Below are 13,266 nucleotides of genomic sequence, written 5' to 3'. Positions count from 1 at the left end.
CAAGACTAGAAAGGACGATAGCGGTAAGATGAAGGAATTATACGAAAAAAAATATAAGAACTTGTTGTTCAAGCTGGCTTATCAGCTGACGGGGTCGGTGTCCGATGCGGAGGACGTCGTTCAAGACGTCTTCGTGAAAATTTACGACGTGCCGCCGGAGAAGCTCGCCGAGCCGAAAGCTTATTTATACGAACCGTTGCCATGATTTGAACAAGTCGGCCCGGAAGAAGAGGGAGCAATATTACGGGGAGTGGCTTCCCGAACCGTTCGTCAGCCCGTTCAGCGATTCGATGGACTCCGTCGTCCGCGACGACCTGTTGTCCCACGGCATGCTCGTGCTGCTGGAACGGCTTTCGCCGTCCGAGCGGGTCGTCTTCGTGCTGCTGCGCGAAGCGCTCGGCTTCGAATATAACGAAATCGCAAAGCTCGTCGAGAAGAGCGAAGTCAATTGCCGCAAGCTGTTCAGTCGCGCGACTGCGAAGATGGGATTGGATTCCGAAGAGGTCATAAGCACGGAAGCGGCATCCATACCGTGGCGATGCTGCACATGGAGAATAACCTCATTCAGGGAATGTACTTCATGCGGAATCCGGACAAGCTTAAGCACGTCGGTCAATAGAGAATCGCCGGGGGAGATCGGGTTACCCGACGAGGTATACGCCGTGCTTCTCGAATAACCTCCACACTTGCTCCGCCATATAGCGAGGGGGATGCGGCATACGATTCACGATCCACCATTCGACCATGCCGTAGAAAGCGGAAGCCATGAATTGCACGGTGAGCTCCTTGTCGACTTGACCGTCCCCGTTACGGCCTTCCATCTTCGTCTTGATATTGCCTTCCACGATGCGCAACATTCGTTCGCGGAATAAGGAAGCGCGGTTGTTGGCCAGCATGGAAGAGAAGAACAGAAAGTTCTCCTCGAGGTAGGAGAATATCGGCAACAGGGAACCGATCAGATCGACCGGATCTCCGTCTGAAACTTCCGTTTGCATAGGAGGAACAGGGTGGACAGATGATCCTCGATGCTCTTATCCAGCAGATCGTATTTGTCCAGATAATGCAAATAGATCGTTCCCCGGTTCACGTTAGCCCGGTCGGCGATTTCGTTGATCGTGATTTGCTCGAACGGCTTGTCGGAGAAGAGCTCGAGAAAAGCTTTGTTGATCGCTTCTTTCGTTTTCAAAACTCTCCTGTCGGTTTTCGCTTCGCTACCCATTTCGGACGGCCTCCCTCTGTTATTGAACATTTTTCGGTCAACCGTCGTTTATGAAACAAACGGTCGACGATTAACGATTGAACCGATATCGGAAAAACTTATAATAATAATGAAATTTTGAAATAAGGAAGTGTCGAAAATGAACGATACGCAATCCAAAGTCGTCATCATTACGGGCGCATCGAGCGGTATCGGCGAAGCAACGGCGAAGCTGCTGGCGAAACAAGGAGCGAAGCTCGTGTTGGCGGCAAGACGGGATGACCGTCTTCTTACGATAGCGAAGGAAATCGAACAAGAAGGCGGGGAGGTCGCTTTTTTGCAAACCGACGTAACGTCCAGGGAAGAAATGCTGAAGCTGGCTCGGTTTGCGCTCGATAAATACGGCCGCATCGACGTGTTGGTCAACAACGCCGGCGTGATGCCCAACTCCTTCCTGCACGAATTGAAAGTCGATGAATGGGACCTGATGATCGACGTCAACGTGAAAGGCGTTCTGTACGGCATCGCTGCCGTATTGCCGATTATGAGGGAACAGCAATCCGGCCACATCGTTAACGTTTCGTCGGTAGCCGGCCATGAAGTCCATAAGATGTCGGCCGTCTACAGCAGAACGAAGTTCGCGGTGAGAGCCATATCGGAAGGGCTGCGCCAAGAAGAATCTCCGACTAACCGCATTCGTTCGACGATCGTCTCTCCGGGGTTTACGGAAACCGAGTTGTTTAACACGATCAGCAATCCCGACGTAAGAGCGTACGCGGAATCGTTAAGAGACAAGGCGATCTCTCCGCATAGCATCGCCAAAGCGATCGCATACGCGAAAAGCCGGATCGTATTTAGATCCGGCTTTATGTTTGGGGGACAAGAGAGAATGTCCCGACATTTGTGTCGTTAATGTCTGTACATTTGTGTCGTTAGACAGGAACTTATAAAAAAACTAAACGAAAATTGAGCTTCTTCCGACGGTGTCGGGTGACAAGAACATAGTAACATTGGAAGCCGCATAAGAAGCGGCTTTTTGTTTTAATGTTATAAGGTTCTTGTCAAAGCGTAATGACAAGAACCTTATAACATTCCCGATCAGTGACAAGAACTTTATAACATTCCCGACAACTCACGCCAAAGAATGACCGGCATGCGTTCGTGCACTTTGTTCATCGAAAATAAAGTCTTAGACTGAAAAATAAAACATTAGACTGTGAAAATAACGTTGTAGACTGGGAACCGGCATTAAGCTAAACATTCCTGTTAAGGCTAAGAAATGGCCTTTGTCAAAAAAGGAGCGCCTCGATATGATGGGTTTGTCCAAGGGTTAATTACCCAACACCATCAAGGAGGCGCTCTTATCATGAAGTTTAAACAATCAGATGCACAAAATCAACGTGTCGAACGAATTACGACCTCGCATTTAATTGTAGGGATCGACATGGCAAAAGAGACTCATGTGGCACAGGTTACAAATTTTCGTGGGATTGTACTAACAGCTTATACGAATATATACAATTGATCAGAGGTCCGCGACGCCCGAAGGATGGCTTTTTCTTCCGGGCAGAAAGTTATTATAATTTAGCCACGACGATCGATGAGTTGGACAGTCAACCTTCATTCGGTCGCCCTATTAAAGATTCGTACGGTGGAAAGTCCTTGCATGAGCAATCGCACGGAGAGTCGTTCTTTTCCACTTTCATTCATCGGTTCGGGGAGAATGGCTTATATATACTGGATGAGCCTGAGGCTGCATTGTCTCCCCTTCGCCAAATGGCGATGTTGACACGAATTCATGAACTTGTTTTGCAGAACTCTCAATTTATTATTGCGACCCATTCCCCGATCGTTATGGCATATCCAGATTCGATTATTTACAATCTAAAGCCGAATGGTATCGAGGTCCAAGTATTGGAGGAAACCGACCATTTTATGATTATGAGAGAGTTTGTCAATAACAAGGATAGGATGCTCAGAGAGTTACTCGAAGAAGCACAAGATTAATTCCACTGCTATCCCTATGGAACCCTACAGCTCGAATGAGGGCAATTTAGACGAAGAGATTTCTTATCAAGATTAAGCTATCGGAGAACGTTAGTTGAATAGACTGCCGCCTTATTTGGAGGCGGTTTTTCTTATCTGCTCAGCCACCTCGAATTACAAAATGCGGAATATTGCACCTCCAGGGGGGGAATACTAATTCGGTAAAAATTGGACTGGAAAGAACAAGATTTTCGCAAATACCGACAAATTTGAATTGAGGTGAAGACGACTGATGATAAAGGTAAGAATCCTTATGCTGCTCGTTCCAGTATTATTGCTGACCGCTTTTAGCAAACCAGAACCCATCACGGTGAAGGATGTTGAAATTAATGTTATAAAGACCGCAGGCATCCTTCGGTATGACATCGTACTAAAGAAAAACGGTGAACTGAAGATATTCAAAAGTGAGGTTGAGGACTCACCTGGTCACCGAATGTTTCATCATACCTCTGGAATAAACTTTGCTGTTAGACCCAATAAAGCCCTGGCATCACTAATGGTATTAGAAGGAAACACGAAATATGTAAAAATGCAATTTGCAGGTGGTGGGGCTTCAGGGGACTTTCAAAAGACTGATCAAGTTACCGTTAATCTTGAATATGTTACAAAGGAGGGTGTGGATTTTGACGAGGTGCGGAGTGCGGCTCTTGATTCCACTTTAATTGTTCTCAAGGGGAATAAGGTAATTATGGAAATTCCATTTAATAAGGCTAAAAAATGAGCTTTCTATGTAAATGCATATTCACAGCCACCTCAACGAAAGGTGGCTTTTCTTTTGCTCGATAGGGGCGAATTCGTTAATAATTATCAATTTATTGCCCTAAAGTCGAGCGCACCAAGGAGCAGGTTGCCGCCGGTAGCTGCTCCTCTTTCCATTATGTTAACGGGCAGAATTGCTTAACAAAACCTCTGCTACTGTTGTAGTATTGATTGAGAAAATATTATTGGAGGATGGAAGAGTAGAATGAAAGAATCATTAATCGAAAAAGAGTTGTATGATCTACCCTTTTATCAACAAGCCAAACCAAAGTGGTCATTTCACATATTATTATTACTATCAGTTTTTATTTTACTGGGTTTTGTCTTAATCCCTGGCACTGAGCAGGACAAATTAATTATGAACGTAATATGGTTAGTAGCTGCTATTTTTTTTGGATACGTGTGGCTCGCTGTAGCGTTCTTTAGAAAACCCTATTTAAAAATTACTGAAGATTCTATTGAGTACAACAGAAAAACTTTCAGATGGAACGGCATCCGTAAAGTTGAGGTCATTTCAGGACGCGCAGGCAGTAAACAACTTGTAATTCGGGGCAACGAGCAAGAAAAACGGTCATTTTGGAGAGAATTAGACCGTTTTATTGTTAAGAATTATTCGATAGGTGACTATAAGTTTACTATCTTAGGCTCCATTTTTTCGAATATTGATCTTGAAAAATTAGCTTTGACAATTGCTGATAAAGTCAAAGTGAATAAATCTTTAAGTTGAACTAACGGGGAACGATAGTTGAATGAAGACGCAACGGCAGCCGGTCGATCGGCTGCCGTTGTTTATTGAAGTAACGGGCAGGTTTGTTCAGAGATTTAACGAATATGCCTATAGAGGTGAATTGAAAATGAAAACTGTTTTTTTAGTTGAACATTCTTATGAAGTTGGAGAAGCTTAACCAATTCCAAAAAATGAAAGTACTTGAAAAGCCTTCGGGTGACAAGAACATAGTAACATTGAAAGCCGCATAAGTAGCGGCTTTTTGTTTTTATGTTATAAAGTTCTTGTCAAAGTGCAATGACAAGAACTTTATAACATTCCCGATCAGTGACAAGAACTTGGTAACATTCCCGACATGGATGAAGCCCCGTGTCGCGCAGCAGTAAACTTGTTCAATCAAACGTTCACGACCAGCACGCTGAAAAAGGTCTGTGGAAGTTAAGACAATCCGAAAGAGCAACCCTCTAGGAAAGCGGAACCCTTTCGCTACCTGATTGCGATTTCTGCTGTCCGCGATTAAGGAAGCAGTCGCAGTATTAAAATTCAGAGGAGTCAGAACAAAGCCTGACGGAGTTTAATCCGTCAGGCTTTGTTTTGAGAATTGAAATGGCTCACGCCATCTTGTTAACCTGCTGTGTTTTTTTCCATTTTCATATAATTTACGCCCCATTCATACATCTTATTTAAAATCGCACTTAAACTCTCTCCGAATTCGGTAAGGGAATACTCCACCTTAGGGGGGACGACCGGGTATACTTCGCGATGAACAATGCCATCGAGCTCAAGCTCGCGAAGCTGCTGTGTAAGCATTTTTTCCGTAATGGAAGGAATGGACTTCTTTATTTCGCCGAACCTCAACGTATTTCCTCGCAGACGCCATAGTATTAAAGGTTTCCACTTGCCGCCGATTACATCAATTGTGGCTTCTACAGGACAAGAATATTCTTTAGCGTTCATATAGGATCCCTCCATACTTACCTTTTTGATAGTTCCTCACTAAAAAGTCGGTACTTATATTCTAAATTGGTTTCGATCATAATGAAAGCATGAAATTTAACCAACTAAGAAATAGGAGTTTGATGAATATGAGCGCATCGATTTTAGTGATTGGAGCTACAGGAACAACAGGCAAGGAATTGGTGAAACTACTGGTGAAGAATGGTCATAAAACGCGGGTAACTGTTCGTCCAACAAGCAAAACAAATGAATTGCAAGCATTGGAAGTCGAACTGGTTCAAGCTGATTTAAACGATGTCGACTCACTGGTAAAAGCCATGGACGGCATCGAGAAAGTATACTTTGCAACTCCTCTTGTTCCGAATATGGTGGAGCTTTCTTCTTCGATCACTCGTGCAGCTAAAGAAGCCGGCGTGAAACATCTTGTGAAATTATCTGGCGGCGGGTCTGAAATGGATACATTGGCCAAATGGCATAGGGCTGCAGAAAAAGAAGTGGAGCAGTCCGGCATAGCTTATACATTCTTGCAGTCAAATACGTTTATGCAAAACTTATCTAAGTTCAGCTCACATACAATTCGTAATCAAAGCGCCATTTATGAGCCGCATGGGGATGGGAAAACAGCTTACATCGATGCTCGAGACATAGCCCAAGTTGCTTATCATGTCTTAACGGAAGATGGACACGAAAACAAAGCCTACTACTTGTCAGGACCTGAAGCACTCTCCGGTGCAGAGATTGCAGCTATTCTTTCTTCCGTAACCGGAAAATCAATTAAATACGTAAGTGTACCAGTTGATGCTTATCGCGCTTCTATGCAAAAAGTAGGTATGCCCACCGAAATCGCCGAAGGCTTGTTAGAGCATTACCATATAGTGGATTTAGGGTACACAGCAAAAGTTTCCAGTGCGGTAGAAGAAATCACCGGGCAAAAACCAACTACGTTCGAGACGTTTGCTCAAGCAAATAAAGAGTCGTTTATTGGGTAAAACAAAGGCGTGTTAAGCAATGAATGGGCTAGCGCAAAATACGTATGAAGTTACTATTTGTTCGTCAAATTGGACAAAGAGAGGATTTAAATAATGATAACAACAGCAGATAAACCCGCTGATAAACCTGCATTTTCAATCAAATCAATCCTTGCTCCATTACTTGCGGTAATGATTGGAATGATTATGGTGCTTTTGGATACAACAGTTATTAACGTTGCTGTACCCACTTTAGAAAGATACTTCAACAGTCCATTAGGGACCATTCGATGGGCGATTACTGGCTATACACTTGCATTGGCTACTGTTATCCCTTTAGCTGGTTGGATGACGGATAAATTTGGAGCCAAACGAATTTTCCTCCTTACGATTGCCTTTTTTATGATCGGTTCCATTCTGTGTACCTTAGCCCAAACCCCGGAACAGCTCGTTTTTTTTCGGATCTTACAAGGTTTGGGCGGGGGAATGGTAGCACCGATCGGCATGGCGATGGCGTTTAGACTTGCACCTCCTGAAAAAAAAGGGGCTGTAATGGGGGTCCTTGGGATACCGATGTTAGTAGCCCCTGCTACAGGTCCATTGATTTCTGGTTGGTTGATCGGCATTGGGTCGTGGCATTGGATCTTTTTTATTAATATCCCAATAGGCATTGCGGCCATTGCCATAGGCATTAAATTCTTACCAAAAAAGGAGCGTCACAAGACGGCGGCATTGGATATTTTAGGCATGATTCTTGGTCCAATCGCGTTTACTATGCTTACGTACGGAGTAAGTGAAGGCGGATCAGATTGGGGTTCTAATAAAGCGATCACAGGACTAATTATTGGCGGCGTCGCCTTAATCCTATTCATTATTGCAGAATTGCGTCATAAGCAACCTCTACTCGAGTTGCGTGTCTTTAAATCATTTGATTTCATTCGGGGTATTTTTCTATCCTGGCTTTTACAAATTTCCATGTTTGTATCTGTTCTGTTACTGCCTTTGTATCAACAAGGAGTATTAGGTCGAACTCCGCTCGTAAGCGCGTCAATCGCACTTCCTAGTTCACTAGGGGCGCTAATTTTTTCGCCTTTATCGGGGAAATTAGCTGATAAATTAGGCGCGAGACCACTTGCTGTTACAGGGTTGAGTTTCGTGTCTGTTGCGGTATTGCTACTCTCACGCGTCACAATCCACACCCCGCCAATCGGATTAATGATCCCCATGTTCTTAATGGGGAGTGGCATGGGTTTATCGATGATGACCATAAATACGCATGTGTTACAGTCAGCTCCGCGAAATTTGATAAGCCGAGTTACACCGTTAACATCAGCGACACAACAAGTCGTCGTTTCAATTGCAATAGCTGCTTTTACGGGACATTTAACATCACGGATTGGGACCCGCATTGTGGAAGCCGGTCCGCACGCGGATAAGTTGAAGGAATCTGCCTTAGCCTTCGGTGACACCTATTTTATCATCGCTTGGTTTGCTATTTGTGGCGTAGTGTTGGCACTTTTCCTTCGCCGGCCACGCCCGGCAGGCTAAGTGGTTGAGCCGAAAAGTGGATATTATTCGGATCGGAATCGGGGTAAGGAAGTAGAGGCTTCGCACTCGGAAACAGGAATAACCCCCACGCGGTGACGGCGACGGGCTTGTCTAAGGTAAGAGTGAATCGCTTTATTTGTAACTGTGCATTCACATTCTTTTATCTGGATATCCTAATTTCATACCTCTGTTGCTTGTCGCAGGACGGCCAATGATTTCAAACGGTCCGAGGGAGAGTTACTCTGACCGTGGTCATCTCCGCTCTTTAGTGGTCTTATTCGGATCATTCAGAAGCGGAGGAAGTTGTTAATCATCAAATTACAAGGAGCAAAAAAATGACCGAATTCAAGCAGCTCACGATTGATCGTAAAAGCACTAATTATTGGAGAGTTACTTTTAACAATCCGCCTCTGAATTTGATTGACGATAGTACGATTCCTGAGTATTTGAAGCTTTTGGAACTGGCCGAGACCGATCAAGAGCTTAAAGTTATCGTGTTTGACAGCGCGAATCCAGATTTCTTCATTGCTCACTTCACCCCGGCCGCAGGAACGGAATACCTGCTGACCCCACGTTCAGATGGGTTGCTGCCGTGGGCCTATTTTGCTTCTCAACTGTCTAAACTCCCAGTTGTAACCATTTCAGCTATCCGTGGGCGAACACGCGGGATCGGATCAGAATTCGTGCTTGCAACCGACATTCGTTTTGCTAGCTTGGAAAAAGCCATTCTAAGTCAATTTGAAATCGGACTCGGACTGTTTCCCGGCGGTGGCGGCCTAGAACAACTTCCGCGAGTCGTTGGACGCGCCCGTGCGCTGGAGATCGCGCTCAGCGCCGAGGATTACGATGCTGCCATGGCCGAACGTTACGGTTGGGTCAACCGAGCGATCCCGGATGCTGAGTTTGAGCATTTTGTAGAACGATTCGCTCAACGCGTGGCGTCTTTCGATAAACGAGCTATCGCCGAAATCAAACACCTTGTAAATATTCGTCACGATTCACCGACACCGCAGGAGCTTGATGAAACGATGAAGCTTTTCTTCAGTGCCTACAAGTGGGAAGGTCCTCCTAAACGAATTCCTATCCTTACGAAGCATGGCCACGGCACATTAAGCGATCTCGAGCTCCATTATGGAAAAGTTCTTGGCGAAATCGATTTCGATGATGAAAACAAACAATAGACCTTAGTACGATTCGCACTCAACTCTTGTCCGTAAGTCTGCTTCATGAAAGCTAAATCGAAGTCGACCAATTCGATCTCACGTGGGCGAATGTGCTCCACGAGCGCTTGGTAGCCAATTCGGAGAGATGAGCATGATGATGCAGTATTCGTTTCAAAGCGCCAATTTCCGCAGAAAAGAAAAACAATACCGCGACCTGCTACGCGGCAACCGAACATAACCTCATTTCCGACGGTTGGCAGGGAAGCGCAAAATGAAACAGCTGGTCTTAGACGCAATAAGAGGGGAGAGCTCGGTTGCACTGATGGCAAAGCATGATACATCAGATGCATTATATGAAAACTGGAAGGGAAATAGAGTATTATTTTAATTAGGCGCGATCAATTGCAATCTTACGACCACATAAAAATGAGGTCGACCAGTAATTCTGGTGACCTCATAACATGAACGGGCAGGTAGCCCCTTGTGAGTAACGAACTGAAATGCCACCGTCGAGGTCCGCTATGAAGTTGGGTAGTCCCAAACATCAGGCGGAAGCTCATCCTTGAGAGATTCATACATGGAGTCGCGGAACAGTTTCACTGCAGGATAAGGCCTAAGGGCAATTGTGCGCTCTTCTATCAGCCCCTGCTCATTGTCTACGATGATCTCCAAACTCTCGATCTTGTGACCATCCATGGTCCCCACCCACTGCAAGAAGGTGGTGCGTTCATCGAGTTTAAATTCGGCTGTATATTTACCGGAACCACGCGTTGAACTCGACTGAGCGAAGATCGCAGCGATGACATCCCGCCCCTCGATCGGGCGTATTCTATTTGTAAATAGATAAGTGATTGTAAATTGGGATTGAATATTTATGTCGCGTGACAATAACATAGTAACATTGAAAGCCGCATAAGTAGCGGCTTTTTGTTTTTATGTTATAAAGTTCTTGTCAAAGTGCAATGACAAGAACTTTATAACATTCCCGATCAGCGACAAGAACTTGGTAACATTCCCGACATGGATGAAGCTCCATGTCGCGCAGCAGAGAACTTGTTTAACAGCCCGATTTCATCAAATTCAGTTTTTCAACGTGGAGGAGTCCGAGAACCAAGATGCGCTCAGGGATGCGATTAGGCGAACGCCTTCGAACATTATCTCAATATAGGCCGCGAAAATCGCGGCTTTTTGCATTTATGGGATAAAGTTCATGAAACGATACTGACCCGGAAGACCGGCAACAATATGAGGCCCGTATTTTTAGCAGGACCTTCGCGACATGCGCAGTCCAAAATGACATGCTGTAGCATGCCCGATAACTGGTTCGACCCGCCCGGGAAGTTGTCGGCATATGGCAAATTGCTCTTGCAGGCCTTTCACGACTGTTTGCTCACAATCGGAACATTTTTATCCCCAAATTGATATGAATTGTTGTATGCATTCGGGACTTAGCCAATTAATGAGGCCGGGAACTTGGAGCAACGTCCTTTATGCCAAATAATCTTACTTTCAATAGTATGGTGAGTAAAGCAGCTCCAAAAAGGACGATACCTGTCAAAAGAATGTTATGCGTACCATACTGAGAGATTGTCCAGCCTCCAGCGATCGATCCGACCGAAATACCGAGGTTGGAGAAAGAGACAAACAAGCTGTTTCCGAACTCTGGCGCTTCCGAAGCTTCTGTCGTAAACCAACTTTGGCTAATGACAAAACCCGAAGTATGAACAGCTCCCCAGAGAATGACAACGAGAATCATGGGAATGAACGCTTGTCCGGCAAAATACACGAGTAAATAAATGAGAACCATAAATATAGGGAAGAATACTGCAGTTCGAGTAACGCTTCTGCTCAAAAACTTACCTATTTGCAAATTCCCAATGACCCCGCTAATTCCGAACACCACAAGCATAATACTTATCCACTTGTTATCTAATCCCGTATATTTAGTCAAGTACTCGGAAAAATAGCTATATGCAGTAAACATAGCGGCAAGCACAAGGAGTAAAGTTGCAATATTAAACCATAGGCTTGGCTTCGCTAGCACGCGTAACTGCGAACGATACGTTAATTTAGTCGTCACAGGGAGACTGGGAATAAAGACGGCTAATCCGATAAAGCCAATCATATTGATAATTGCCGAGAACAAGAAGGATGCTTCAAGGGAAAAATGACTCGCTATAAACGACGTGATCGGGACGCCCAGCACAAGACCGATGGTACCGCCAGTAAATACATTGGCGATGGCTTTCGAGCCGTCATTCGGATAAAAACTCGCTGCCACGACAAACGCGAGCGAAAAGTATACCGGATGTAAAAATGCGGGTACGATTCGAAGCAGCAATAATACATTGAAACTCGTACTGAATGCGGCCAAAGCGTTGGCCAGAGCAAAGATAGCTAAAACGAGCAACATGATTGTTTTACGGTTAATGCCTGATAACAATAAGGTCATAATAGGACCGAAGATCGCGATCGTTAAAGCAAACAAGCTCACCAATAAACCTGCCTGAGAAACACTAACCTGGTATTTCTCAACGACATAAGGAATAATCCCAATAACACCGAATTCCGTATTGATGATACTAAAGAGCCCCAGTGCAATAATATAAATCCAAAACGTTGTTTTTCTCTTGTTGTCCATGTTGCCTCCTTGGGTGTTGACTGTTTAATGAGATCTATCAGTTTTAGCCCTTCGTTTCCATATCAGATCCACCTGACATGAGTTTAGTTTAATGTGAAATGTACATTGATTTCAGTGAAATACATTACAATTTATATAGTCGGTGTCGCTTTCCTGAAGGAAAATGGGAAAAAAGGAGTCATCCATTAAGGAAGACCCCTTTTGTGTACTTCGTACGCTTGTGGCTAGATAATTATTCCTTTTACACTTTTAGTTCCGCTGTGGAACGGCAAACAACTGCCTAATTCATAGTGAACTGGATAACGATACCATATGAAAGAAACCGCCTGCCTCAAGAGCGGTTTCTTTGTATTTGATTTAGTGTTTTGGGGAAGATAAATCGATGAAGCTTATTGGTGTGGCTTTCAAGCAGCTTAATGATCTCGGGAGGGTCACAAGGAAATGTTAGATAAACGATATTATTTATCAAAAATGAGCATTTTTGATGTGCTGACTCCTGATGATTTAAATGAACTGGATCATATATCACCGATGACTCATTTTAATGCTATTCCCAAAGGGAGTATCATACAAAAGCCGGATACAGCTCGAGACGGACTGTTTTTTATAAAAGAAGGAAAGGTACGCTTATATAAAACGACTTCGGAAGGAAAGCAATTTACTGTCGTGATTTTGGGAAAAGGTAATGTCTTCGGAGAAATCGACACCTTTTCTTTTGGAACGAAAGGTTTTCACATCGAAACAATGGATCAAACGTTGATTTGTTCGGTGCCTAAACAAGATTTTGAAAATTTCTTAGCTGAACGACCGCTGCTTGCAATGAAAATGTTGACGGAATTGAGCAAGGTTCTTAAGTATAAGGATGAGATGCTCGAGAAACTAGCCCTAGGTGATGTCCGTGACCGCATACTCCATCTATTGCTCGATCTTTCCGAACGATTCGGAATCGAGGAAGATGGGAATATAAGAATCGACTTGCCGTTAACGCATCAGGATGTTGCGAATATGGTAGGTGCCACACGCGAGGCGGTCTCTGTAATCTTAAAGACGCTTACGAAGAACAATGTTATTCAGACCGGAAGGAAATCGATTTCCATTTCACCCGTGAAAGCAGCGGAAATACTCGAGTTAACATACTCGTAATTTGGAAGGCAACTATTACAACCCCGTGTTAATTCGTGGGATTAAAAGCGGCTGAGCAGGAGATATCCTGTTCAGCCGTTCCATTATGTTTTGGCCGCTTTACGGCCGCTGCGATT

14 protein-coding genes and 2 pseudogenes are annotated in these 13,266 nt (G+C 44.4%); 11 read left to right on the top strand and 5 right to left on the bottom strand.

Going from position 1 to position 13,266, the window contains the following annotated elements:
* Positions 1–28 precede the first annotated feature (28 nt).
* Positions 29–536 (top strand): annotated as a pseudogene (locus tag AC50YL_RS33585) (sigma-70 family RNA polymerase sigma factor); the annotation flags it as partial.
* 105 nt (positions 537–641) lie between these two features.
* Here AC50YL_RS33585 and AC50YL_RS33580 read toward each other — a convergent pair.
* Together AC50YL_RS33580 and AC50YL_RS33575 are read right to left on the bottom strand one after the other, a co-directional pair.
* Entirely contained in the window at positions 642–995 is a 354-nt protein-coding gene (locus AC50YL_RS33580; RefSeq protein WP_494837730.1) for a TetR-like C-terminal domain-containing protein, read from the bottom strand.
* Entirely contained in the window at positions 956–1,219 is a 264-nt protein-coding gene (locus AC50YL_RS33575; protein WP_494837729.1) for a TetR/AcrR family transcriptional regulator, read from the bottom strand. Before AC50YL_RS33575 ends, AC50YL_RS33580 begins: the two co-directional genes overlap by 40 nt.
* Before the next feature lie 139 nt (positions 1,220–1,358).
* Between AC50YL_RS33575 and AC50YL_RS33570 the strand changes: the two genes are divergently transcribed.
* The 5 genes from AC50YL_RS33570 (at position 1,359) to AC50YL_RS33550 (ending at position 4,908) form a co-directional block, all read left to right on the top strand.
* A complete protein-coding gene (locus AC50YL_RS33570) occupies positions 1,359–2,111 on the top strand; it encodes an SDR family oxidoreductase (RefSeq protein WP_494837728.1) in 753 nt (250 codons plus the stop codon).
* A 467-nt stretch (positions 2,112–2,578) separates the two neighbouring features.
* Positions 2,579–3,205 (top strand): AAA family ATPase, encoded by a 627-nt coding sequence (locus tag AC50YL_RS33565; protein WP_494837751.1) that lies wholly within the window; start codon positions 2,579–2,581, stop codon positions 3,203–3,205.
* 271 nt (positions 3,206–3,476) lie between these two features.
* Positions 3,477–3,965, top strand: coding sequence for a hypothetical protein (locus tag AC50YL_RS33560; protein ID WP_494837727.1), 489 nt, complete (start codon positions 3,477–3,479; stop codon positions 3,963–3,965).
* A 243-nt stretch (positions 3,966–4,208) separates the two neighbouring features.
* Entirely contained in the window at positions 4,209–4,730 is a 522-nt protein-coding gene (locus tag AC50YL_RS33555) for a hypothetical protein (protein WP_494837726.1), read from the top strand.
* Between the two features lie 22 nt (positions 4,731–4,752).
* Positions 4,753–4,908 (top strand): hypothetical protein, encoded by a 156-nt coding sequence (locus tag AC50YL_RS33550; RefSeq protein WP_494837725.1) that lies wholly within the window; start codon positions 4,753–4,755, stop codon positions 4,906–4,908.
* Between the two features lie 446 nt (positions 4,909–5,354).
* Here the strand turns inward: AC50YL_RS33550 and AC50YL_RS33545 are convergent, their stop codons facing one another.
* Complete coding sequence (locus tag AC50YL_RS33545; protein WP_494837724.1) at positions 5,355–5,702, bottom strand: winged helix-turn-helix transcriptional regulator; 348 nt, start codon at positions 5,700–5,702, stop codon at positions 5,355–5,357.
* A gap of 113 nt (positions 5,703–5,815) precedes the next feature.
* On the opposite strand from AC50YL_RS33545, the gene AC50YL_RS33540 reads away from it, so the two are divergent.
* The 4 genes and pseudogenes from AC50YL_RS33540 to AC50YL_RS33525 form a co-directional block, all read left to right on the top strand.
* Positions 5,816–6,676, top strand: a complete 861-nt coding sequence (locus tag AC50YL_RS33540; protein ID WP_494837723.1) for an SDR family oxidoreductase — start codon at positions 5,816–5,818, stop codon at positions 6,674–6,676.
* Positions 6,677–6,769: 93 nt separating this feature from the next.
* On the top strand, positions 6,770–8,203 hold the full coding sequence (locus AC50YL_RS33535) for an MDR family MFS transporter (RefSeq protein ID WP_494837722.1): 1,434 nt from the start codon (positions 6,770–6,772) through the stop codon (positions 8,201–8,203).
* 335 nt (positions 8,204–8,538) lie between these two features.
* Positions 8,539–9,384: an enoyl-CoA hydratase/isomerase family protein gene (locus AC50YL_RS33530; protein WP_494837721.1), complete on the top strand. Its 846-nt coding sequence runs from the start codon at positions 8,539–8,541 to the stop codon at positions 9,382–9,384.
* Between the two features lie 106 nt (positions 9,385–9,490).
* Positions 9,491–9,592 (top strand): annotated as a pseudogene (locus AC50YL_RS33525) (manganese catalase family protein); the annotation flags it as partial.
* A gap of 293 nt (positions 9,593–9,885) precedes the next feature.
* Here the strand turns inward: AC50YL_RS33525 and AC50YL_RS33520 are convergent.
* Both AC50YL_RS33520 and AC50YL_RS33515 read right to left on the bottom strand, forming a co-directional pair.
* Positions 9,886–10,260, bottom strand: a complete 375-nt coding sequence (locus AC50YL_RS33520; RefSeq protein WP_494837720.1) for a hypothetical protein — start codon at positions 10,258–10,260, stop codon at positions 9,886–9,888.
* A 562-nt stretch (positions 10,261–10,822) separates the two neighbouring features.
* Entirely contained in the window at positions 10,823–12,007 is a 1,185-nt protein-coding gene (locus AC50YL_RS33515) for an MFS transporter (RefSeq protein ID WP_494837719.1), read from the bottom strand.
* Positions 12,008–12,448: 441 nt separating this feature from the next.
* On the opposite strand from AC50YL_RS33515, the gene AC50YL_RS33510 reads away from it, so the two are divergent.
* Complete coding sequence (locus AC50YL_RS33510; protein WP_494837718.1) at positions 12,449–13,150, top strand: Crp/Fnr family transcriptional regulator; 702 nt, start codon at positions 12,449–12,451, stop codon at positions 13,148–13,150.
* Positions 13,151–13,266: the final 116 nt, after the last annotated feature.

The sequence above is a fragment of the Paenibacillus sp. J22P277 genome (assembly GCF_059383675.1).
Note: the sequence above shows the minus strand (reverse complement) of the source record. Positions and strands in the feature narration are given on the sequence as shown.